Annotated in this window: 19 protein-coding genes, 1 pseudogene and 1 riboswitch; of the genes and pseudogenes, 13 read left to right on the top strand and 7 right to left on the bottom strand. The window is 39.7% G+C overall.

Going from position 1 to position 24,037, the window contains the following annotated elements; genetic code table 11:
• The first annotated feature begins 1 nt into the window (after nt 1).
• Nucleotides 2-115, top strand: a complete 114-nt coding sequence (locus Q9Q35_RS02835; protein WP_225418363.1) for an IS3 family transposase — start codon at nt 2-4, stop codon at nt 113-115.
• A 67-nt stretch (nt 116-182) separates the two neighbouring features.
• Here the strand turns inward: Q9Q35_RS02835 and Q9Q35_RS02830 are convergent, their stop codons facing one another.
• Nucleotides 183-1,760 (bottom strand): ABC transporter ATP-binding protein, encoded by a 1,578-nt coding sequence (locus Q9Q35_RS02830; RefSeq protein ID WP_304652040.1) that lies wholly within the window; start codon nt 1,758-1,760, stop codon nt 183-185.
• A gap of 339 nt (nt 1,761-2,099) precedes the next feature.
• Here Q9Q35_RS02830 and Q9Q35_RS02825 point away from each other — a divergent pair, with 339 nt between their 5' ends.
• Nucleotides 2,100-2,897: a helix-turn-helix transcriptional regulator gene (locus Q9Q35_RS02825; protein ID WP_304652039.1), complete on the top strand. Its 798-nt coding sequence runs from the start codon at nt 2,100-2,102 to the stop codon at nt 2,895-2,897.
• A 56-nt stretch (nt 2,898-2,953) separates the two neighbouring features.
• Here the strand turns inward: Q9Q35_RS02825 and Q9Q35_RS02820 are convergent, their stop codons facing one another.
• On the bottom strand, nt 2,954-3,949 hold the full coding sequence (locus Q9Q35_RS02820) for a LacI family DNA-binding transcriptional regulator (protein ID WP_304652038.1): 996 nt from the start codon (nt 3,947-3,949) through the stop codon (nt 2,954-2,956).
• A gap of 14 nt (nt 3,950-3,963) precedes the next feature.
• Entirely contained in the window at nt 3,964-5,460 is a 1,497-nt protein-coding gene (locus Q9Q35_RS02815) for a sucrose-6-phosphate hydrolase (RefSeq protein ID WP_304652037.1), read from the bottom strand.
• Between the two features lie 227 nt (nt 5,461-5,687).
• On the opposite strand from Q9Q35_RS02815, the gene Q9Q35_RS02810 reads away from it, so the two are divergent.
• The 4 genes from Q9Q35_RS02810 (at nt 5,688) to Q9Q35_RS02795 (ending at nt 10,858) form a co-directional block, all read left to right on the top strand.
• Entirely contained in the window at nt 5,688-7,616 is a 1,929-nt protein-coding gene (locus tag Q9Q35_RS02810; RefSeq protein ID WP_304652036.1) for a sucrose-specific PTS transporter subunit IIBC, read from the top strand.
• Between the two features lie 274 nt (nt 7,617-7,890).
• Entirely contained in the window at nt 7,891-9,081 is a 1,191-nt protein-coding gene (locus Q9Q35_RS02805; RefSeq protein ID WP_304652035.1) for an MFS transporter, read from the top strand.
• A gap of 70 nt (nt 9,082-9,151) precedes the next feature.
• A complete protein-coding gene (locus tag Q9Q35_RS02800; protein ID WP_304652034.1) occupies nt 9,152-9,880 on the top strand; it encodes a DUF975 family protein in 729 nt (242 codons plus the stop codon).
• Nucleotides 9,881-10,102: 222 nt separating this feature from the next.
• Nucleotides 10,103-10,858: a carbon-nitrogen hydrolase family protein gene (locus tag Q9Q35_RS02795; RefSeq protein ID WP_304652033.1), complete on the top strand. Its 756-nt coding sequence runs from the start codon at nt 10,103-10,105 to the stop codon at nt 10,856-10,858.
• Nucleotides 10,859-10,992: 134 nt separating this feature from the next.
• Here Q9Q35_RS02795 and Q9Q35_RS02790 read toward each other — a convergent pair whose 3' ends face one another.
• Both Q9Q35_RS02790 and Q9Q35_RS02785 read right to left on the bottom strand, forming a co-directional pair.
• A complete protein-coding gene (locus tag Q9Q35_RS02790; RefSeq protein WP_304652032.1) occupies nt 10,993-11,697 on the bottom strand; it encodes a maltodextrose utilization protein MalA in 705 nt (234 codons plus the stop codon).
• A 15-nt stretch (nt 11,698-11,712) separates the two neighbouring features.
• A pseudogene (locus Q9Q35_RS02785) lies at nt 11,713-12,289 on the bottom strand (ABC transporter permease subunit).
• Nucleotides 12,290-12,519: 230 nt separating this feature from the next.
• Here Q9Q35_RS02785 and Q9Q35_RS02775 point away from each other — a divergent pair.
• From Q9Q35_RS02775 to Q9Q35_RS02760, 4 genes are all read left to right on the top strand, one after another.
• Nucleotides 12,520-14,178: an alpha-glucosidase gene (locus tag Q9Q35_RS02775; RefSeq protein ID WP_304652031.1), complete on the top strand. Its 1,659-nt coding sequence runs from the start codon at nt 12,520-12,522 to the stop codon at nt 14,176-14,178.
• Nucleotides 14,179-14,194: 16 nt separating this feature from the next.
• Complete coding sequence (locus Q9Q35_RS02770; protein WP_304652030.1) at nt 14,195-15,949, top strand: glycoside hydrolase family 13 protein; 1,755 nt, start codon at nt 14,195-14,197, stop codon at nt 15,947-15,949.
• Between the two features lie 65 nt (nt 15,950-16,014).
• A complete protein-coding gene (locus Q9Q35_RS02765; protein ID WP_304652029.1) occupies nt 16,015-16,962 on the top strand; it encodes a Dyp-type peroxidase in 948 nt (315 codons plus the stop codon).
• 93 nt (nt 16,963-17,055) lie between these two features.
• Nucleotides 17,056-18,825, top strand: a complete 1,770-nt coding sequence (locus tag Q9Q35_RS02760; protein ID WP_304652028.1) for an alpha amylase N-terminal ig-like domain-containing protein — start codon at nt 17,056-17,058, stop codon at nt 18,823-18,825.
• Nucleotides 18,826-18,917: 92 nt separating this feature from the next.
• Here Q9Q35_RS02760 and Q9Q35_RS02755 read toward each other — a convergent pair whose 3' ends face one another.
• Nucleotides 18,918-20,273: a C40 family peptidase gene (locus Q9Q35_RS02755; protein WP_304652027.1), complete on the bottom strand. Its 1,356-nt coding sequence runs from the start codon at nt 20,271-20,273 to the stop codon at nt 18,918-18,920.
• A gap of 556 nt (nt 20,274-20,829) precedes the next feature.
• Here Q9Q35_RS02755 and serC point away from each other — a divergent pair.
• Nucleotides 20,830-21,930 (top strand): 3-phosphoserine/phosphohydroxythreonine transaminase, encoded by a 1,101-nt coding sequence (serC, locus tag Q9Q35_RS02750; protein WP_304652026.1) that lies wholly within the window; start codon nt 20,830-20,832, stop codon nt 21,928-21,930.
• Nucleotides 21,931-22,055: 125 nt separating this feature from the next.
• Nucleotides 22,056-22,631 (top strand): uracil-DNA glycosylase family protein, encoded by a 576-nt coding sequence (locus Q9Q35_RS02745; protein WP_304652041.1) that lies wholly within the window; start codon nt 22,056-22,058, stop codon nt 22,629-22,631.
• Between the two features lie 86 nt (nt 22,632-22,717).
• Here the strand turns inward: Q9Q35_RS02745 and Q9Q35_RS02740 are convergent, their stop codons facing one another.
• Nucleotides 22,718-23,251, bottom strand: a complete 534-nt coding sequence (locus tag Q9Q35_RS02740; RefSeq protein ID WP_304652025.1) for a folate family ECF transporter S component — start codon at nt 23,249-23,251, stop codon at nt 22,718-22,720.
• A 59-nt stretch (nt 23,252-23,310) separates the two neighbouring features.
• Nucleotides 23,311-23,415, bottom strand: a riboswitch (THF riboswitch).
• Between the two features lie 158 nt (nt 23,416-23,573).
• Between Q9Q35_RS02740 and Q9Q35_RS02735 the strand changes: the two genes are divergently transcribed.
• Nucleotides 23,574-23,915, top strand: coding sequence for a hypothetical protein (locus Q9Q35_RS02735; RefSeq protein ID WP_304652024.1), 342 nt, complete (start codon nt 23,574-23,576; stop codon nt 23,913-23,915).
• The last annotated feature ends 122 nt before the right edge of the window (nt 23,916-24,037 follow it).

The raw sequence follows: 24,037 nt of genomic DNA, 5'->3' as shown, positions 1-24,037 counted from the left end.
GTTGGAAGAATTAGAGGAATCAGTAAAAGAATCTATTGAATATTTCAACACGCAACGTGCATATGCATCAAAAAACGGCTTGACCGCAGAAAAATTCCGCGTTCAAACCGCATAAACTATTTTTCTATTTAAACTGTATACCTGACGGACCCCAGTGCCTTCTGTTTGAAGATGTCTTTTACTTATGTTACAGCTTCTACTTTTTTGTTTAGCTCATTTAAGGCGAGCGTCTTGGTAAAAAGCGCTTGTTCTTTTGGACTTAGTTTATGGGCGATCTCGATCACGGTCCCATCAAAGGTCGCGATCGCTTTTTGGTGGATCAACTCAGAGAGCTTAGGATCTAAGGCTGAAGTTCCTTCATCAACTAATAAGACGGGGCGTTCTTGGAGCAAGGCACGTGCCAATTCGATGCGTTGTTTTTGTCCGCCGGAAAGATCAGAGCCATCTGCTTTTAATGAAGAGTCAAGCCCACGTTGGGCGACTAGTTCAGTTAGCCCAGTCAATTCGAGCACTCGGGCTAATTTTTCTTTTGGAACATCTTTACCCAAGCAAAGATTGAAGCGTAAAGTGTCGGCAAAGATGCGCGGGTCTTGGGCGACATGGGCAAAATAAGCATGGACGCTTGCATGATCGACAGGTGCGCCGTTCAACTCGTATGTCCCAGTGTCTGGTGACAATTCACCCAATAAGATCTTGAAAAGTGTTGTTTTACCAAAGCCAGACGGTGCCGTCCAAAGGAGCTTTTCGTGTTTTAAAACGCTAAGATCAAGCTCATGGTAGAGATCTTTATAACCTACTTGTTTTAAGTCAAGTGAGTCGAAATCTGTCGCGGAAGGGAGGTCAAAAACACGTTTAGTCTTTTTAGCTGTCAGATATTTTTGGTAGATCGTATTGGTCGTTTTGAGCGTATTGAGTGTTTCTAAGATCGAGATCAAAGGACTGGTGAAGTTATTTGAGAGCTGAGCGATCATAAGAAAAACACCTATCGTGATATGACCACTCATTACGAGATAGATCCCAAGTAAAAAGGGGATCACGATCATTGTGATAAAACTAGTTCCGACCAATGCTTCAGTAGTATAGCCGATGTTTAACTTCATTTTACGCAGTGCTTCTTCTAGGTCCAAGATCGGTTTTTCCATTTTAGTGGAAAATAATTTTCGAATATCATAGAGTTTGATCAAAGAAAGATTTTTAAATAGTTCTTCGACTTTAGCAGTATAAGCACTGTTGCTCTTTTGCCATGCAACAGAAGAAGTTTCGACCTTTTTTGAAAAGAGTCGTTGAACAGCCGCAGGAACAAGTGAAGTCAGTGCATAGACGAATGTTAAAAGCAAGTTGGCAACTAGTCCTGCGATAAAAGAAGTCAGAAATTGGAACGAGTAAAAAACGATATTTAACTGGCCTTCGATCCGTGCAGTTTCAAGTTGTTTAAGATCATTTGTTAGATAAGATATATCTAGCTTGAGGGCATTATCAGTTTCAAGTAGATAAGCGACTAGATCATTTTTGAATCTGACATTGACATCTTTTAGAAGTGAGGATCGTATTCTTCGATACCCTAGACCAAGTAGGGTAAAGAATAAGAAACCTCCAACAGCAAGTAATGTTAAAGACAAGAGTTCGTGATAGCTTTTTGTCTGGGCTAAGTTGATGTAGCGCGCCACAAGAAAAGCAGCAAAAACATCTTCGAACGCTTTAACTAAAGCGAGCAACAAAAACAAAGAACTTTTAACTTTTGAACAATATTTATAGAACATGATATCCCTCCTATAGGTGAAAATGATCATTACATTAAAATGACGGACAATATACCAGTGTCTACTATACTTTGGTAGAATTTGTAAAATGATATTATCATATTGGAAGATAGAATATAGAAAAATGGCATATATTACAAAAATAGTATAAGTAATAAGGAATATACGATCATTTATCAATAATTTTTGGCAATTATGAAAAATATCAAGAACGTAAAAAGCAACTGGACTAGAGCTGTACACGAAATACTATTCAGATCGACTTGTCAAGATTGAATTTGGAAGTTTTTTATTATAGTCTAAGCAATGAAAAAAGAAAAAAGGTTTGGAGGGCTTTTGATGAATTGTGGGGAATTAGTGCGAAAGATCCGGTGTTCCAAGAAGATGACTTTGCAGAAAGTGGCAAAAGATGTTGTCTCACCTTCTACATTAGCTAAATTTGAACGTGGGGAATCAAATTTATCCGTAGAGAGTTTTTTGGAAGTTTTACAAAATTTACATATTTCATTGCATCAATTTGGCTTTTTTTATGAAAATGAGCAGATCAAAAAATCAGAGGAATTTTGGCATCGCTTTAAAGAACATACTTTGAAAGTAGAACAATTACAGCTCTTAAATGATAGTCAAAATAAGCGAGGATTCAAATATCAGCTGAAGACAGCTTACAATCCTAGTAGGACAGAAGCTGATGTTATGTATTTTAACGAATATTTCTTTGAAGTCGATGTCTGGTCGCTAGATGAATTGAGATTATTAGCATTTAAGGCAGATCTATTGAATATTCAAAGTCTAGAGCATTGTAGGTCGGTGCTAGAAGAGCAGATCTTAGCAGATACATATGATGGTGCTTATCTAGTTGAAGTCTACGAAGTTTTATTAAGCTTATATAGTGAATTATTAGTAAACAAGAAACATTTTAAGCCAAAAAGAGAAGTCTATAAATACATTCAAGAGCTAGATATGAAGTATTTATGGTACCAACATTGGCTCAGCTTATTACTATTATTGAATGATTCGATCTGTGAAAAGCAGATGTTAGGCTTAAAAACGACTATTGAATCTTTTTTATGCTCACCTTTTCAAAAAATACCGTCTTGTGTAAAAAAGGTACTTACTGATCTTGGATTCAGTTACTAGGAGAGCATTTTAAATTAAACTAAAAGACCGCCCAACTAACTAGTTGAGCGGTCCTATTAGTTTAATTTAAAAGTCGAGTTACGCTGTAAAAAGCTTACAGGTAACGTATATTGCATCTGTTTGAGAGGCTCAGTAGGTTGTTTGATCCGCTCTTTTAAGACCTCGACCAAAAGTTCAGCGATATCTGAGATCGGTTGAACGATCGTCGATAATTCGGGATGATAGAGCTGGATCTGCGTCGTTCCATCAAAACCAGTGACCTTTAACTGCTCAGGCACTTTGATCGCTAACTCTTTAGCTGCTTGTAAGACTAAAAGCGCCGTGAGATCATCGGTGCAGACGATCCCGTCAGCGACACTTTCTTGTAAGAGCTTTTTGATCGAAAAAAGCTTGAGCGAAGGAGATTCTGAAAAACTCACCGTATGGATATGGCGACTTAGACCATAAGTTTCAAGCGTATCGCAATATCCTGCTAGACGTTGATCAGTCGGGTTGCCTTGTTGGTGAGGATTTCCCAGGAAATAAATGTGGCGTGCCCCAGCATTGTAGAGCTCTTGCACTGCCATCTTGCCACCAGCGTAGTTATCACATGAGACGATCGGGATCTGTTCTGAGAGTTTACGATCAAATGAAACGATTGGTAAACCGACTCGATTGTACTCGTCGATCCCGAGGTTATGTGCCCCAGCGATGATCCCATCGACTTGATTGGCTAAGAGCATCTTTAAATATTCGCGCTCTTTTTCTTTATCTGAACCGGCATTACACAAGATGACCTTGTATCCTTCTGAAAAGAGCTTTTGTTCGATCTTTTCAACTAACTCAGCAAAAAAAGGGTTGGTGATCGCAGGAAAGATCAGACCGACTAGATTAGTGCTCTTACCATGTAAAGAGCGTGCTAATGAGTTAGGTTGATAGTTCAACTCTTCCATTGCAGTAAAAACTTTGTCGCGTGTCTTTTGACTGATATAACCGTAATCGTTGATGACACGTGAAACGGTTGTGACAGAGACGCCCGCTTTTTTAGCGACGTCAGTTAATTTGGGACGCATATGCTCCATCCTTTCTAGATGCTTTTAAGCTTCCAGAAAGTACCCCGATAGTTTAACGCAGCCTCAGTTGGTGAAGTGAGAGCGATCTGTTTATTGCCAGTTTCGGCAAAGAAACGTAAAGTCAGCACATGTTCACCACCGTTGACAAAAATTTCACAGAGCGAATGATCGATAAAGATCTCAAGGTCGAGCGCTTTTTGGTCTGGGAGCGCAATGGTGCGCGTTGTGCCAAATTCAGTTGCAAATTGAGCGCCGATATCTGCACGTGAAACGGTCAAATATGCGTCTTTTCCAGTTGAGAATTCAAGCTTCAAACTTTGACTAAGGTCATCATTGCCAGCTAAATGGAGGGTACCATTCTGGTCAGTATCTAAAGTCAATTTTAACTCATATTGCTCGCCACTTTCAGCAATTATTTGCTGTTTAGCGTTAACTTTTTTAGCTGCTTGAAGTGGAGTGCCTTTTTCACGCAGAGCAGCCATGGAAACGACAGGACGTTGGATAAGTTTGCCATCCTTTAAGGAGAGTTCTTTGACTTGGCTCAAGCAGCTAGCCCAGTTTTCTTCATCAGTTGGATATGAAACGTCAGGTAATCCGACCCAACTGATCAGATAAGCTTTACCGTCTGGAGTATTGAAAGCTTGGGAGGCATAAACATCGAACCCATCATCTAAGTTTTGGATCTGGTTGGTTCCAGCTTCAAATCTGGCTTTGTTTAGCTGAACATCTTCACCTAAAAGATACATATTAGGGTAGATATTGTCGTAAGCTACGACATCTTTGTCCAAACCTTGTGGGCAAAAGACCAAAAGTGGTTTGTCATCGACAAAGATCAAGTTAGGACATTCGATCATATAGCCCATTTCTTCTGCAGTGAATTCGAGATAGCCTAGATCGGTGAACTCCTTAAGGTCTTTAGATGAGAATAAGGAGATCTTACCAGTCTTAGTTTCTTTATCTTGAGCACCCAATACAACGTAGTAGAGATCGCGGTGTTTGAAAACTTGTGGATCGCGGAAATGATCGGTCGTATGATCTGGTTGGGTGATCAATGGTTCAGTGAGCTTAGTTATCTGACCTTCTTGATCCATCCAAGCACCTAATTGGAATGGATGTCTGATCCAGTCTTGATCACGATGATTACCGGTGTACATCAAGAACAATTTATCATCTACTGGTAAAGCTGAACCTGAATAAGCCCCGTGGCTATCGTATTTTGTATCGGGTGCGATCGCTAGACCGAGATCTTTCCAATGCACAAGGTCATCAGAGACTAAGTGCATCCATGATTTGAGACCATGAGCGGCACCAAATGGAAATGATTGATAAAAGACGTGCCATTGACCATTGAAGTAAGAAAAACCGTTGGGGTCATTTAAAAGTCCCGAGCTTGGGCGAATGTGATAACTCATTTGATAAGGGGAGTTAGCTGCTTGTGCTTGTAATTTCAATAATGTTTCAGCGCTCCAATCGGCGTATGCCCGATAGCGCATTTCACGTGTCCATTCCATAGTTGAATATCCCTTCTTTTTAAGCGTTTTTGAAAACGTTGTCTATATATTGAATTTTAACTTTTACAGCTATTTGTGTCAAACGTATATCATAGTATATCGAAATATATTTTTGGATTTTAAATTTTTTAAAATAAATTTGTGATAAACGATTGACATATTTTTGAAATACGATATTATTATAGATATAGAAAATGTAAAACGTTTACAAAAAAGGAGTGCTAACGATGGATCACAAAAAAGTGGCAAAAGACGTCATTGCAGCGGTCGGTCGCGACAATATGGTGGGAGCAGCCCACTGTGCGACTCGTCTGCGCTTAGTCTTAAAAGACGATAACAATATCGATCAAGCAGCGTTGGATAACAATCCAGACGTTAAGGGGACATTTAAAACCAACGGTCAATATCAGATCATCATTGGGCCAGGGGATGTCAACTTTGTTTATGATGAGATCATCAAAGAAACTGGCTTAAAAGAAGCCTCGACCGAAGATCTAAAGAAGATCGCTGAACAAGGCAAGAAGTTCAATCCGATCATGGCATTTATCAAGCTCTTATCTGATATCTTTGTTCCGATCATCCCAGCTTTAGTTGCGGGTGGTTTGTTGATGGCTTTAAACAACTTCTTGACTTCTAAAGGCTTATTTGGACCACAAGCGATCGTAGAAATGAATCCAGCGATCAAAGGTTTGTCTAGCATGATCCAATTGATGTCGGCAGCACCATTTATCTTTATGCCGATCTTAGTTGCGATCTCGGCTGCTAAGCGTTTTGGGGCTAACCAATACCTCGGGGCAGCGATCGGGATGATCATGACAAGTCCTGACTTGATGGCAGGTAAATCATGGGATATCTTTGGCATGCAAGTTATGCAAAATAACTACTATTACCAAGTTATTCCAGTCTTAGCAGCTGTTTGGATCTTGTCTGTTTTAGAAAAATGGTTACACAAACGTTTACCATCAGCAGTTGACTTTACCTTTACTCCACTGATCGCTGTTATGTTGACAGGCTTTTTGACCTTCACGATCGTAGGGCCTGCAATGAAGACACTTTCTGATTGGGTAACAAATGGTATCGTTTGGTTATACGACACAACAAGCTTTATTGGAATGGGTATCTTTGGTCTTACTTACTCGGCTATCGTATTAACTGGGTTACACCAAAGTTTCCCAGCGATCGAGACCCAACTTATCACAGCCTTCAGCAATGGTAAGGGCGCAGGTGACTTTATCTTTGTCGTAGCTTCGATGGCTAACGTTGCGCAAGGTGCTGCAACATTTGCGGTCTGGACATTGACAAAAGACAAGAAGATGAAAGGTCTTGCATCTTCAGCTGGGGTCTCAGCTTTACTTGGGATCACTGAACCAGCCTTGTTTGGGGTCAACTTGAAGTATAAATTCCCATTCTTCTGTGCGTTGATCGGTTCAGGGATCGCAGCGATGTTTGCTGGTTTGATGCATGTCGTTGCAGTTTCATTAGGTTCTGCTGGTTTCCTTGGGTTCTTGTCGATCAACGCTTCTTCGATCCCAATGTATATCGTAGCTGAGCTCATCTCATTTGCAGCTGCATTTGCTTTGACATTTATCTATGGTAAGAGTCACAGCCAATTATTAAATCCAGCTCCAGTGGCTGCACCAAGTGAACCAAAAGAAGTTAAGGAAGCAAAAACAGAAGCTAAAAAAGTTTCTGGGGTCGAAAATCAAGTTGTTGATTCCCCAGTTGATGGCAAGTCGATCGATCTAAGCGAAGTAAACGATCAAGTATTCTCCACTAAGATGATGGGTGATGGTGCGGCAGTTGTTCCAGCTGACGGTACGATCTATGCTCCAGCAGATGGTGAGATCACAGTAGCTTATGAAACAAAGCATGCTTATGGTATCAAGACAGATCGAGGTGCAGAAGTCTTGATCCACGTAGGTATCGATACGGTCAACTTGAAAGGTCAACATTTCACCTCTAACGTAACTCAAGGTCAAAAGATCAAGAAGGGTGACGTTTTAGGGACAGCTGATCTAGAAGCTATCAAGCAAGCTGGTTACGACACAACGGTAATGGTGATCGTAACTAACACGATGAACTATGCAAGTGTAGAACGCATCGATGTCGACGAAGTAAAACACGGTGACAATTTGATCGCGATCACTGCTGAATAAAATAAGTATTTAAAAATGGTCTAGCTACCATGAGTATATTTTATCTCATGGTGACTAGACCATTTTTTATATGAGCTATAGCTAGGAACAGATCAATTTATTTTTGGCTGATCACATGTTTGACAGAGGTTCTATCTGTTTTTTTCGTGGTTACTCTACCTGTTATGTACGGCGTTATTTATTTGAATTTGATATTTTGATTTACATTTCTAAAAATGAGGCGTATATTCAGCCTTATCAGAGGCTACATGGGGATGCTTAAGGGAGAGAGTCTATGCGAAATAATAACACGGTTAGATATGATATTTTGAGCTATCAGGGACTTTCAGCACTGTATGCTTTAGGGCTAAGCTTATGGGCTGGAACGATCTATCTTTATATGAAACAAGTTGGATATAGTTATGGACAGATCAATTTATTTTTGTCTCTTTTTTGGCTGATCACATGTTTGACTGAGATCCCATCTGGTTTTCTCGCAGACATGTTTGGTGCTTTGAAATTGACATTTTTAAGTTCCCTATTTCGTGGGAGTGGCTTATTGTTTTTAGCACTCTTTGAGCATAATTTGACGATTTTAGTACTAAGTGCAATTTTAACGGCAGTAGGTGATTCGTTTTATTCAGGAACTTTAACTGCTTGGATCGTTGAGAAAACCAAAAAGACAGATCTTGATCAAAACAAATTGTTTTCACATAATTATATGTTAGTTAGCTTGATAAGCTTTATCGGTGGCTATTTTGGAGCGGATTTTTTGGGTAATTTTGAACTGAGAGCACCCTTGATCTGTGGCGCATGTATCTTATATGTTACAGGGATCTTAGCTCTAAGTTTGACCCGTTTTGATCTAGAGCTTAGACCACGCAAAAAGATAGTTAAATTTGACCGGAATGTTTGGCAAAAAAAGCGCCCGTTATTTGAGACACTTGTCTTATTTTTACCATTAACTTTTGTAACAGTTGGACCGTATAATCAGTGGCAACTTTATTTTCAACATGGAACTAAGATCAAAACAGGAGCGATCTTGGTAGGGATCAATGTGTGCGCTATTTTAGGAGCAATGCTGTTTGATTTCTTGATCAAAATTCGGTTGCAAGCAGAAAAGCTTTTTTTAGCACATGTGTTAGCTCTTTGTATCAGTGTTTGGATAATGGTATGTAGCTCTTATTATTGGGCGCTCATTTTTATGTGGCTCCATGTTGCTTTATGTGCCTCAGCCGAGGTATTGCAGACTAAGTTATTACATGAAAAGATCACCGATGACCTGCGTACGACGTGGGTCTCGGTCAATAATACATTAGAAGCCTTAGTAACTACGCTAGCTTTAGCCCTGAATGGCTTTTTGGCAGATCATTTTGGTTTAGCCATAGCTTGGGGAAGTGGAGCTCTACTTGGATTTTTGATCACATTTGGCTGGTATACTTGGCAAATAAGTCGGCAAAAAAAGTTAAAAGGTCGTGACCAATAGTTTTTATTGCTGTTTACGTTAAAATTGTATTATAATGGTAAGCATAAAATAATTTAGGAGGTTTTTTCTAATGAAAACTAGAGGCGAACTTAAAGCTGAAGCGCGCGAGTTGCTTGCTGGTAACTGGGGAAAAGCTATTTTATTGAACATTATTCCGCTTTTAGGGACAGTTTTTATAGGCCTTATCCTTGGGCTCTTAGTTGCGGTGATCGTATTTTTGTTCAACAGTGGTGCCTTTTCTGGAAACGGATCTACTGTCAATGAGACTGTAAATAGTAGTACAGGTAATGGCGGGGGCTCAATTATCGGTGGGGTGATCGGGGTTTTGATCACAACAGGTATCGCTTATACGACACTTGATTGGTTACGGACTAAGAATAGCGATTTTAGTCCTGTACGTGGTATGTTTTCGATCTTTTCAAAGAAATATTTCGTACCGGTATTAGTTCTTTATATCCTACAAACGATCTTTAAGTTTCTGTGGTCGTTACTCTTTGTGATCCCAGGGTGGATCAAAGCTTACTCATATTCTCAAACATATTATATCTACAAAGATGTAAATAAAGATAATGAAAATAACAGCTTGAACTACCTCGACTACATCACGCTCAGTCGTGAATTGATGAATGGTCACAAGTTTGAGATGTTTGTCTTGCAGTTGAGCTTTATCGGTTGGTGGTTGCTTGTGGCGGTAACAGCAGGTATTGCAGCTATCTGGGTCTACCCATACTACCAAACAACAATGAGTGCATACTACAAGAACTTAGCTGGCGATAAATTCATCAATTATCGCGGTTAAGCCTAAATGAGAAAAATACGCTCGGTGATATTTTATCGGGTGTCTGTCAACTGATATGGATGATCCTTAAAACACTTCCTATAGAAATGTGGGAAGTGTTTTTTACGAAAAAACTAGTATAGAGTTTTCAACCATACTAGAAAGTGTTAAACAGGTGGACATTACTATAATTTAACAAATCCTGAAATATTTAAAGATATTATAGAATAAAGGAATATTGATATGTGTGATCAAATAATAAAAATAGCTTTAGCCCAATTTGATAATGACTTAAACCATATAAATAGAACAATGTCAAAAATTGAAGAAATAGTAAAAAAAGCATCCCAGAAAAAAGTTGATTTCTTGGTCTTTCCAGAGCTATTTTTAACAGGATATGATTTGCCGTACATTATGGAAAAAAATAATATTTTGGAAATTAATGACGAACGTATTTTATCTCTTTGTCAAATGGCTAAAAGAAATGACATTTCTTTTTTAATAGGGTTGCCTCTTAGGATTCAAAATAAAGTTTATATTTCTGCTCTGTATATTAACTGTGAAGGGAATATAGAAGAGATAATTTCAAAAAATTATTTATATGGTATGGAAAGTGAGTTCTTTACGCCAGGGACGGTAGCAAAGTTGATCACCATTAAGGGATTCCGTATAGGCATAGGGATCTGTTTTGATTCTGCCCACTCAGAGCATATAACAGCTTTAAAAGATAGAGGAATAGATATGTTTATAGGGAGTTCTTTATATAGCAGAGGGGAAGGGAAAAAGGAGATGGAACGCAATTTTAGTCAAATAAGTAGTAAGTATGATATTTTATCAGCTGTCGTAAATTACGCTGATAAGACTGGTAAATGGCTCTCTTGTGGTAATTCTTCTTTTTATGATAAAACTGGCCACATATATATGAAACTAGCTGAATGTAAAGAAGGACTATTGATCTCACAAATACAGAAGAATGGAACAGTATGCAAATATGTTTGATTAATATTAGAGGCACCAAACCATATCACAGGTCTGATGCCTCTTTTTATTGGTCTTTAAAGTGTGTCTGAGCGTAAATGAGAATAAATAACAAGGCTAACACAAATGTTTGTAGTAACATGAGACTAGCGATGTTAAATGAGATAAACCCCAAAAAAAGCGGAAAGCAAACTTGCTGGGCCTAGGATGTTTAGTATCAAATTAGTCGCTTCTTTAAAAGTCGTGATATCAGTCAAAGGACTGTTACGGGTGAGCCATAAAAAGAAAGCTCCCCCTAAGATAAAGATCAGATCGGTCACCAACATGATCGTTAAGACAAGTGACATCATCGCGAAGGTGAGCGCGGCTTTATTTTGTTGATACCAACTCTTAGTGAGTTGAGTAGCAATATTTCCCTCATTAGGTGGAAAATGTCTTGGATAAAAGACACGATAAGTCTGACTACCTTCATGTAAGATAAAAGACTGTGGTTGTAAAACGATAGCTACGGCATATTTTTTGGCTTTAGCTGTCGTTTCGTCCAAAGCGATCAATTTATTTTGCTTTTCAAAGATGATCTCTTTTTGAGAAAATGAATAACTACCATTTTTAAATGGAGTTTGGTGTGCTACTTGTTGGAGTTTTTTATCTTGCAAAAGCTCTGTTACTTGAGGTAGATAGTTTTTAAGCTCAACTGTTGTTTGCTTTTGAAAATAAAAGGGGATCGCTAATAGGTTCAAAGCTAATAAGAAAAGCAAGACTAAAAGCATTTGAGCCCAATTTAGCATATGACGCCCAGCAAACATCTTCTTTGGACTTAGTTGAGCATAAAAATAATTGAACGGAAATAATTCACGCATTAGACACACCTCGTTTTAACCTTTGGCACCACCAGCAGTCAAGCCAGTGACAAAGTATTTTTGTAGATAAAAGAACAAAGCACAGATCGGTACTGCGATCAAGATCGCACCAGCAGCAAAGAGTGCGACCTGTTGATCTTTTGGATCTTGGATAAACTGTTGTAAGCCAACAGCAACAGTCAAGTTAGCATCTTCACGTAACAAGTACTTGGCAGTCATGAAATCGCCAAAAGGTCCCATGAAAGCCCATAACGCTTGAACGGCGATCATCGGCTTGACTAAAGGCATCACGATCTTCCAAAAGATAGTGAAGTTGCCTGCACCGTCTAATTTGGCAGATTTTACCAGCAAAGTTATAACGGCTGTAGGTATAACCCGCTAAAGTCACAACGGCTACTTGGATCACCATCGTAAAAAAAGAGATGACTAAGGTATTTAGATACCAACGACCATATAAGGTATCACTGAAGAGTTCTGAAAAATTATTGAGTGTCCAAGGACCTGTGAAATTTAAGGTAAAGGCTTGGACTTCGCTGTCTTTTAATTCATCGGAAACAGTTTCGGGATGGTTGAAGACACGTGAGACAGTCATTTGGGAAACATTGGCTTTCTTAGCTACGTCTTTTAAGGTAGTCATGGATATCGCTACTTTCTCTTAAAAATTTCTAGAGTTTATTCTAAGGCATTGATTTTTATTTTGCAATCGCTTGCGTGAACGAAAATAATTTAACATTATCTAAAAAATTATCTTGCAAGCGGTTGCAAAAAGTCTGATTATTTTATAAGATTAGGTTGTGAGTTTTACAGAAAGGTGGGAAAAGTGTGAGTACAATAAGTGTAGCAGATCGGATCATCTATCAGATCTATCCTAAGAGTTTCAAGGATAGCGATCATGATGGGATCGGGGATCTCAAGGGGATCACGCAAAAGCTTGCGTATCTAAAAGAGTTAGGGATAAATACCATCTGGCTCAACCCGATCTATGTGTCACCCCAAATTGATAACGGTTACGATGTTGCTGATTACTATCAGATCGATGAAAAACTCGGTACTTTAGCGGATTTTGATGAACTGGTAGCCAAGGCCCATGCTTTAGGTTTAGAGATAATTTTGGATTTTGTGTTGAACCATACTTCAGAGAAGCATCCGTGGTTTCAAGCAGCGTTACACGATAAGGAGAGTGAGTTTCGCAACTGTTATCTCTTTCACAAAGGCAAAGACGGCGGTCCGCCGAATAATTGGGGCTCATTTTTTGGTGGGAGTGTCTGGCAACAAGATCCGCTAGATGCGGATAATTATTATTTTCATCTTTTTGCAAAGGAAATGCCCGATCTAAACTGGGCAGAGCCAAAAGTTCGAGTCGAGATGTTAAAGATCGCTAAGTTTTGGCTCGATCATGGGGTCGATGGCTTCAGATTGGATGCATTTATCCATATTGCCAAGGCAGATTTTGAACAAGATATGTTGACTTCATCAGATAAACCGCAGATCGCTGAGATGTTTTATGCCAACTTACCGCAAGTGAGGACCTATTTGCAAGAGTTTATCAGCCAATTGCGGCAGTTAAAGCCCGATATCTTTATCTTAGGTGAAGCAGCCAGTGCTGATATCGATCTAGCAGTAGATTATACGACCCCAGCAGATAAGAGTTGTGATACAGTCGTGACTTTTCGCTATTTTGCCGAAGATAAAAGCCAAGTAGAACCTGATCTGCCTCAGATCGGACAGCCTGTGAAGTTAGATATTCCCAGCTTCAAATATAACATGCTCGAATGGCAAAAGCGGCTTGAAGGTGTGAGTTATCCGACACTATATTGGAGCAATCACGATATGCCACGGATCTTGAGTCGCTTTGCTCCGCCAAAAGAACACAGTGCCTGTGCGAAGATGTTAGCGACTTTGATGTATTTACAGCGGGGGATCCCGTGTATCTACTATGGTGAAGAGCTGGGCTTAATGTCTCAAACTTTGCCGACTTTAAAAGCTTTTGAGGATCCGCAGATCATCGATTTTGCTAATAAGGCACGTGCTAAGGGTTGGAGTGAGAACGAGATCTTAGAAAGTGCTAGTCAAGCACATAAGATGGCAGCGCGGTTACCGATGCCGTTTGATGAAACAGCTTATCAAGGCTTTTCCACAGTTGAGCCGTGGAAGTATTCAAAAGTCTTGCAAAAGACCAATATAGCAAAACAAGAAAGCGACCAGAAGAGCCCGTTGAATTATTATCGCCAACTTTTACGCTTAAAGCACCAAGAGTTATTTATAAAGGGGCGGTTTATCTTAGAAAATACCAGTTCTAAGCTATATGTTTACCGTCGGATATCAAAGAACAAGCAAGCGTTAGTCATCTGTAATCTAAGTGCAGACGAACAGAGCTATCCTTGTGGTGATCTTACCAAAGTTTTATTGGGACAAAATGCTAAAGTTTTAGGGCAAAAAGTCCAGCTGGCTTCGTATGGGGCGATAGTTTTAGAGAGATAAAGAAAAGAGGAATATAATGGATATTGCAGCAGTTTATCACCGGCCTGATAGTGAAATGGCGTACTTAAGAGAAAATGGGGCTTTTGAGATCCGCTTAAAAGTCAAACATGACGATGTATCTAAAGTAGAGTTGTTGTACGGCGACCCTTACGGTACTAAAGTCAACGAAAAAGATGAAGGAACTTGGGAATATGAGACGATCGACATGGATAGAAGTTTTATCACTAAGCTCCATGACTATTATCTAGCACAAGTCACTTTGCCGTTGCATCGTTTGCAATATGCTTTTTTGATCACGGATCAAAAAGGGACAAAGTGGCTCTATGATGATCGAAAGCTAGTCTTAGCGACTAAAGAAAGTATCGCGGAGTTGACTTGTTTTCGGATGCCGTATCTTCACGAGATCGATCGGATCGATCCACCTGAATGGGTCAAAGAAACTGTCTGGTATCAGATCTTTCCGGAAAGATTCGCTAACGGAGATAAGTCCAACGATCCAAAAGGGACTTTACCTTGGGGAAGTAGCGAGCCTTCACGCGACAATTTCTTTGGGGGCGATCTAAAAGGGATCATCGATCATTTAGACTACTTAAAAGATCTAGGGATCACGGGATTGTATCTTTGTCCGATCTTTACAGCGCATTCTAACCATAAATATGACACGATCGATTACTTTACGATCGATCCTCATTTTGGAGATAAAAAGACGTTTAAACGTTTAGTCGATGAAGCACATAAACGTGGGATGAAAGTCATGTTGGATGCTGTTTTTAACCATTTGGGTGATTTTTCGATGCAGTGGCAAGATGTGATCGAACATGGGCAAGAGTCCCGTTTTGCATCGTGGTTTCATATCAATGAGTTTCCAGTCAGCTATACTAAGACGGATAATGATGAATTTGCGCGTGATCTGACTTATGAAGTCTTTGCAAACACACCGCACATGCCGAAACTGAATACGGCTTCGCGTGAAGTACAAAATTATCTGCATGAGATCGCAGCATATTGGATCAAACAATTCAATATTGATGCTTGGCGTCTAGATGTGGCAAATGAGATCGATCATCACTTTTGGCGACATTTTTACTCTTTGACACACTATTTAAAACGCGATTTTTATGTTTTAGGTGAAGTTTGGCATAATGCGCAAAGTTGGGTCAACCAACATGAATTTGACGGTGCGATGAATTATCCATTTACAGAAACTTTAAATGATGGAATAGTAGCTAAAAAGATCAGTCTTAGTGAGATGGTCTCGCGTTTGAACGAACAATTGATGCTCTATCGTATGCCGACAAATCAAGTGATGTTAAATTCGATGGATACGCATGATACAGCTCGGTTGTTGACGCTTTGCCAAGGTGATAAGGATCTGATGCGCCTGACGCTAACGCTGATGTTTTTACAAATTGGTTCGCCATGTATCTATTATGGTACAGAAGTCGGGATGGCTGGAGACAATGATCCAGGATGTCGGGCTTGTATGATCTGGGATAAAGACAAGCAAGATCAAAAGATGCTCGCCTTTACCAAGGAATTGATCAAATTACGCAAAGACTATCATCGAATCTTTAGCTATGGAACTTATACTTGGCAAGTTGATGATGATAACCAAACGTTAAAACTGATCCGAAGTAAAGGAGAGCAACAGATCTGTGCAATCTTTAACTTAGGTGAAAAACCACTAAAAGTAACACAAAAGACACCATTATTAGCACAAAATTTGGTGCAAGATCAGTTAGGTAAGCATGGTTTTGCGATCTTTGGGTGATATTTCTTGTCGAATTTAGAATAAAAGACTAAAATTAAAACGAAAATCAAAAGGGGGTCAAATAAATGACAGTTGAACCAAAATTAGCTCAAGATGTTTGGAAAGATGCTGGTAAGCATGTTCAGTTCACGGTACTTGAGTTAAAGCGTCAAGACCAAAAGCATGAACAAGAAGTGATCGCCGCTTTTGCTGACCGTTACCAAGCTATCTTGCGTTCGTTGCATATTCGAGACAATGAAGGGTGCTTACGAGCAACGTTTGGTTTTAGTAGTGATGCTTGGGATTATTTATTCCCTAATGCACCGAAGCCAAAAGAACTTGTTCCATATCAGACCTTGCGGGGAGATAAGTACGAGATGCCAGCAACTAAAGGGGATCTTTTCTTCCACATTCGGGCTAACGATGAAGCAGTCGTTTACGAAGCAATGTCACAATTTATGCTCTTTTTACGTGATATCACTAATGTTGTTGATGAAACAAAGGGGTTTCGTTACTTTGAAGGTCGGGCGATCGTAGGCTTTATCGATGGGACAGAAGCACCTGAGATGGAGTTAGCTTCTCAATACGCTTTAGTCGGTGATGAAGATCCAGAATTTGTCAATGGATCTTATGCGTTTGCGCAAAAGTGGTTGCATAACATGGATTTTTGGAACAAGCTCAAGACTGAAGATCAAGAAAAGGCGATCGGGCGTCAAAAGTTCAGTGATCTCGAACTTGATGACGATGAGAAATTCAAAAATGCGCATAATGTTGTCTCTAAAGTTGAGCTCAATGGTGAAGAACAAAAGATCATCCGGATGAATGTCCCTTATTCTGATCCAGCTTCCGGTAAGACGGGAACGTATTTTATGGGATATTCACGTTATTGGCAAGTGACTAAATTGATGTTACTGTCAATGCTCAAGGGACATGATTTCTTGTTGTCCTTTTCTGATATTTTATCAGGACAACTGTTCTTTATCCCATCAAAGACGGTTTTAGATGAGATCGCTGATGGTGAATTTACCAAATGATCTAGTTCAAGCAGTTGAGGTTTTCTTGACTGCTTTTTTTGTGCTGTCTGGGCTATAATAGAGTTAAATACTTTAGTTAAAAGGAAGGTTTGTATGGAAAGATCAGCTATCTATCACCGCCCAGCAAGCGAGATGGCGTACATGGCGGATAAACAAAACTATCGGTTACAATTAAAGACCAAGCATCGCGATATTACACGGGTGCGGGTGATCTTTGGGGCACCCCAGATGCTGGTCAAAGATTCAGGTCAAACAGATACTTGGGAATATGTAACTAAAGAAATGGATAAGCGTTTGCAAAATGGAATCTATGACGTCTGGGACGTTAAACTGCCGATCCCAGCAACACGTAAGCTAAAATATGCATTTCATTTACTCGATCGAAAAGGCAATGAGCTTTTATATGACGCTAATTTGATGCAACTCTATACTCCAAAAGCTGTTCAAGAGATGACGGGCTTTTTGACGCCGTACTTAGTATTGGATGAGACCACGACAACACCAGAATGGACGAAAAAGATGATCTGGTATCGGTTGATGCCAGATCGCTTTGCCAATGGTGATCAAAAAAAAGATCCTAAAGACACACTTGAATGGGGGCAAGAAGCTGATAAAGCAAAGTTTTTTGGTGGCGACTTGCAGGGGATCATCGATAAGTTAGATCACATCCAAGGGTTGGGCTTTAATGGGATCTACTTAAGTCCAGTATTTGATGCTTATTCCAACCATAAATTCGATACGATCGATTACTATGAGATCGATCCAGCCTTTGGGACCAAAGAGAAGTTTAAAGAATTGATCGAAGCGATCCATCAACGAGGGATGAAGGTCATGTTAGATATCACGTGCGACCATCTAAATGATTTTTCGCTCCAATGGCAAGATGTGCGTAAATACGGGGCTCGGTCGAGTTTTGCCAATTGGTTTTTGATCAAGGAATTTCCAGTACGTTACGTACCTAGTGAATTGCCCGATTATTCTGAACGTTTGACCTATGAGGCTTTGAACAACAATCCACATATGCCAAAAGTCGATCTGGAAAATCCCGAAGTCCAAGCACACTTTGGTAATATTTTGACGTATTGGACACGTAATTTTGATATTGATGGCTGGAGCATTGCAGATTCTAATGAGATACCGGCAGCCTTCAAACGTTACCTACTAGAAACATTGCGTCAAGTTAAGAAAGATATCTATCTTTTAGGAAATACGATCGCTAAAAAAGCTGAACATGATGATGTTTTTGCGGGGAATAATTCGATCGATGTGCGTGAACTAGTTGAGGGAACTTTTATCACTGAAAATATTCCACCGACTGAATTAGCCTATGCGCTAAATGAGCATCAATTACGGGCTGATCCAAGTACGCTTTCAGCTTCGCTTTTGGCAGCGGATAGTCCACAAACACAGCGGATCTTAGCCAAGTGTGAGGGAAATGTCCAATTGTTGCGTGCAGTTTTGGCATTTATGTTCATGCAACCAGAATCGCCAAGTATTCTATATGGTACTGAAAAAGGTATCAAAGCGGGAACTGAAGCTGCTTTACAGCCATGTATGGATTGGAAAGATGATCAAGCAAGCGATGAAATGCAACGCTTTTTGAAAACTTTATTAGCGATGCGGATCCGTTACAACAATGTATTGTGTGAAGGCTCATTTGAATGGGGCCAATGTAGCAATCAGTATTCTTATTTGAGTTTTAGCCGTCGCTTAGGTGATAAACGCCTGTTTGCGCTCTTTAATTTAGGATATGGTAGTATCAAGATCGTTTTGCCTAAAGATCGTAAGCTACTACTAGGACAAAATTTAGTTGAACAAGATAAGCGTTTAGGACAATTTGGCTTTGCGATCGTGGAATTATAGATAGTAAAGAAAGCTCACTGCAGTTGGCAGTGAGCTTTCTTAGTACAAAAAAACCATGGAGCAAAAACTCACATGGTCTAAAAGAATGATCTTTAGTTTACGTGTACAGCAAATGATGGCATGAAGTAAGCCATGTTACCGATCTTAACGCTTTGACCTGGTTCTGGAGCAGCTACGAAACTGTTACCACCTAAGTAGATAGCAACGTGGTAAGTTGAACCTGGTGTACCCCAGAACAATAAGTCACCAACTTGAGCTTGACTCACTGGGATATGAGCACCAGCAGATTCTTGAGCGATCGTGTTACGGCCGATCTGTTTACCAAAGTGTGCGTAAACGTATTGTGTCAAGCCAGAGCAATCAAAACCAGCTGGTGTTGAACCGCCCCAAACGTAAGGTGTACCGATAAATGATTGTGCATAAGCTGCGATCGCACCACCATCAGCTGAAGTTGAAACAACTTGTTGTTGAGGTTGTTGAACTTGAGCAGGTTGTGCTTGTTGTTGCACTTGCTGTGCCGGAGCTTGCGTTTGAGCTGGAGCTTGGCTTTGAACAGGTTGTTGTACTTGTTGTTGAGCTTGAGCAGTAGCTTGTTGTTGAGCAGCTTCTTGTTGAGCTTGAGCAGCAGCTTGCTGTTGTGCGGCTTGTTGAGCAGCAGCCTCTTGTTGAGCTTGAGCGGCAGCTTGTTGTTGAGCAGCAGCTTCTTGTGCAGGATCTTTAGTTGGGTCATTGACAGTCAATGTTTGACCAACGAGCAAAGTAGCCCCTAAATTATTTGCTTGGCGTAAAGAATCCACTGTTACACCGTAAGCTTGAGCGATCGTGTAAAGTGATTCACCAGCTTGAACAGTATGTGTTGTGTGGTTAGCTGAAACAACAAGTTGAGGTTCTTGAGTTTGTTGTTGTGTAGCTTGTTCTGGTTGAACTTCTTGTTGGACAACAGGTTGTTGTGTTTGTGCTGGTGCTTCAGGTTGAGCAACAGGTTGTTGTGTAGCTTGTGCTGTACCGTTGACCTTCAAAACTTTACCTGGATGGATGAGGTAAGCGTCAGCAGATAGACCATTTAATTCACGTAACTTTTCGACTGTTGTGTTGTATTGTTGTGCAAGTGCCCAAAGGGTGTCACCTGCTTTAACAGTTACATCAGATGTGTTTTCTGTGTTGGTTTGCTTGTCGGCCGTGTTTGTTGTGTCAGCTTGAGCAACTTGCGCATCCTTAGCAGGAACTTTCAATGTTTGACCAGTAATGATCAAGTGGGAGTTTTGGTCAATGTTGTTCAAAGTTTCGATCGATTGGATGGAAACACCATATTTTTGTGAAAGATCCCAAACTGTATCGTTTTTAGCAACTTTATGAGTTGTATCCGCATTAGCTGTTGCTGTTGTAGCCAAGAATAATCCGGCTGCTCCGACTGTACCGACTAAAAGTTTTTTTGCTGTATGATTCAAAATTTATATTCACTCCTATATAATTTTCAAATAATTTCTAAAACGACTAACTTCAATTTGACTGATACATTTATTTTAATCCATTTATGTTGCAACCTAATGCAAAAAAGATTACATTTTACCAATTTTTGTAATAAATAACCGCGAAACCTTGAAAATATTGGAAAAATAAATTTATTAAGATTTAGTAAAGGTAAATAAAACGTTATAAATGTTGATATATCAGGGTTTTTATTGAAAAGAGAGCGGAACATTTAAAAAATAATGTTACAAAAATGTTACAAGAAATATAAACTACTACACTGAAGCAAATACTAGTAAAATTAAAGTTGTTTGGATTTAAAAGTGCAAATTGGGCTGGAAATGATGTTACAAAAAAGTTAAATTGATATTAATTAATGTTACTATCAATAATTATTAATGGTTCTAGTAGATGTAGTTTAAATATATCTTTAAAATCATGGTAAATATTGACTTTTGAGGTAAAGTTCAATAAATTTATTATTATCATCAATTATTAATTTTTAAAATTAGAGACAGAAGGAAGGTACGAGTTGTGGAAGTATATAATTTTTCAGCGGGACCGGCAATGATGCCACCCGAAGTGGTAGCTCAGATCCAAGCTGAGTTGGTATCCTATCGTGATAGTGAGATGAGTGTGATGGAGATCAGCCACCGCTCAGCGCTATACGAAGAGATGTTTCAAACTGCTAAAGCCGATCTAAGAGAGCTCTTAGCGGTTCCTAAAGACTACAAGATCTTATTTTTACAAGGGGGAGCATCGACACAATTTACGACGGTACCGTTGAATCTAGCACGGAAAACGAAAAATATTGCTTTTGTCGACACAGGGCACTGGTCGCAAACAGCGATCGCGGATGCTCAACTTGTACCTGAGCGCAAGGTCGAAGTGGTCGCTTCGGGTAAAAGTTCTGCCTATACCCATTTGCCACACGAGATCGCATTGGATAAAGCCTATGATTATGTACACTTGACGATCAATAACACGATCGAAGGGACGATGTATCGTAAATTACCTGAATTACAAGGGCAAACGGTAGTCGGAGATATATCTTCAAATATTTTGGGCTATCAACACGATGTTCAAAAGTATGGTCTTTTGTATGCTAGTGCACAAAAAAATATCGGTCCGGCTGGGCTGACTTTGGTGATCGTTAAAGAATCGCTTTTGGACAAAGAACAAGATCTGCCTTCAATGCTTGATTATGTGAAGTTGATCAAACGTGACTCTAATTTAAATACACCGCCAGTTTTTCCGATCTATGCAGCTGGCCTAGTTTTCCAATGGTTGAAAAAACAAGGTGGCGTAAAGCAGATGCAACAACAAAATGAGGCTAAAACGGCACTTCTGTATGACATGTTGGATAACTCAAAACTCTTTTTGGGGACGGCACATGCGCCTGATCGTTCGTTGACAAATGTTCCTTTTACGACGGGAAGTAAAGAACTTGATGAAAAATTCATCACCCAAGCTGAGGAAAACGGGCTAAAAAATATCCGAGGACATGTTTTGGCTGGTGGGATGCGGGCAAGCATGTACAATGCCTTTCCGTTTGAAGGGGTAAAGGCTCTAGTTGATTTTATGAAAGCATTCGAGCAAAAAGAACGCCGGATCTATGCGGCCACGATGAAATAAACATGGTATAATATAGTTCCTTGGCAGGGGCGCTTTGGCGGTCACGTCAAAGGCTTGGTGTCACGCATTTGTGTGGCACTTTTTTTATTTGTATGCTAGGCTGTGGGTAAGGATAGGTGAACGATATGCAAGATACGATCTTTGAAGCGATAAAAAACGATCACGCAAATAAAAAATATACCGAGGCTGGGATCGACCCATTATATGTAGCACCAAAAGAAGCCAAGATCTTGATCGTGGGACAAGCACCGGGAAAACGGGCGCAGGATACACGGTTGTTTTGGAATGACCCTAGTGGTGATAATTTACGGGCTTGGATGGGAGTTTCCCGTGAAGAATTCTATCAGTCAAAAGATTTTGCGATCTTACCGATGGATTTTTATTTTCCAGGCAAGGGTAAGAGCGGGGATCTACCACCACGAAAAGATTTTGCTAAAAAATGGCATCCGTTGTTATTAAAACAGATGCCTGAACTAGAATTGACGTTACTTGTAGGAAGTTATGCAACTAAGTATTATCTCCAGCTTAAAAGCAGTGCGAAATTAACTGATATCGTACACGACTACCAGACATATCTACCAAGATATTTTCCCTTAGTTCATCCTTCGCCGCGTAACAAGCTTTGGCAAAGTAAGAATCCTTGGTTTGCCAAAGAGGTATTGCCTGAGTTGAAAAGACAGGTCCATTTGATCATTGATTAAAGTACAAGTCACATCATGTTTGATGTGGCTTTTTGTCGTAAAAAAATAACCGACCAAGCTCACACTTGATCGGTGGAATAACTAAATTAGTGCATTAAGCGACTGTCTAGACGAGAAACAGCGCGTAAGATCAAGAAACTGATCGCAGCCTCGATCGGCCACATGATCAAGTTTTTAGGACCACGAACGCTCAATAGTCCCCAGATCGGTGCTTGGTACATCAGATGGATCCATAGAGTGTTGAAGAAGATATTGGACACGAAGATCTGAACGAATTGGTAGACTGCAAGGCGTTGCCAAGTGATCTTTTGTTGGTAGAGAAAAGCGCCTGCGATCAGACCAGTGATAAAAGCACTGAAAGTGAATCCGATAAAAAAGGTGCTTCCAGTTGAAAACAACGTATTTTTGATCAGATCACCTAAGACTAAGGCAACACCACCAAGCCAAGGCCCTAAGAAATAACCGATCAAAGTCGTTCCCATAAAACCAAGACCAAACTTGACTAAGTTGTCTGAACCAAAAGAGATCTTGCCTAAAACAGTCTGTAAAGCGATCAGCATTGCAGCTAAAGTGACTGTTTTGGTCGTGAGTTTTGGACTTCTCCAAGATAAATTCGTCATAAAAAAACATCTCCCTAAAAATAAATTGGGGGGAGACAAGCACCAGTAATGGTTAGATCATTGGTGAATGCGGAAGATACACGCGGCTAAAATGACGGTTCAGCCTTCTGCTTACGTTCACATTCCGTTCCGTAAGCCCGTAACGCATAAATTCCTACCCCTACAAGCGTTGATTTTAGCATTTATTACTAAAAAAAGCTACTAGTAAAACACGAATAATAAAAGTTTTTTTACAAAAAATATGCTTTAAAAGGTGAATGGTTGGTGTGATGGAAAAGTATTTTGTAGAATTAAAGAGAGCTGGAAAAATGGAGGTGAGATGATGGATCTGTTAACACGTATCGATCAACATTATCATGAAGTAACAGGACAAGAACGCCAAATGGTCACAGATTTGCGACAAGTTGAGCTTACTTGGGATAGTTTGACTAGCGATGAGTTAGCTAAAAAATTATATGTTTCACGGGCAAGTATTTTCCGAACGTTAAAGAAGTTAGAGATCGAGAGCTTTGCTGAATTAAAGTATTTGGTCCAACAAGAGAAACAAAGCGTGTTGAACCTTGAGCAAGGAAAAAAATACACAGATATTGATCATTTGGAACATATGAAAGTCTGTAAGGCTCTATATGAGTCAGTAGATATGGGAAAATTGAGAGACCTCTAATTACAAAGGAGCTTTTTTACTATGGAAAATAAAGAATTGATCGTCAAAAATGCACGTGAATATGTATATGATGCTTTGAATAATGAAGGTAGTGGTCATGATTGGTGGCACGTTTTTCGTGT

The sequence above is a fragment of the uncultured Ligilactobacillus sp. genome, assembly GCF_948826705.1.
GTDB lineage: Bacteria > Bacillota > Bacilli > Lactobacillales > Lactobacillaceae > Ligilactobacillus.
The sequence above is the reverse complement of the archived record's forward strand: the minus strand, read 5'-3'. Positions and strand labels throughout refer to the sequence as shown.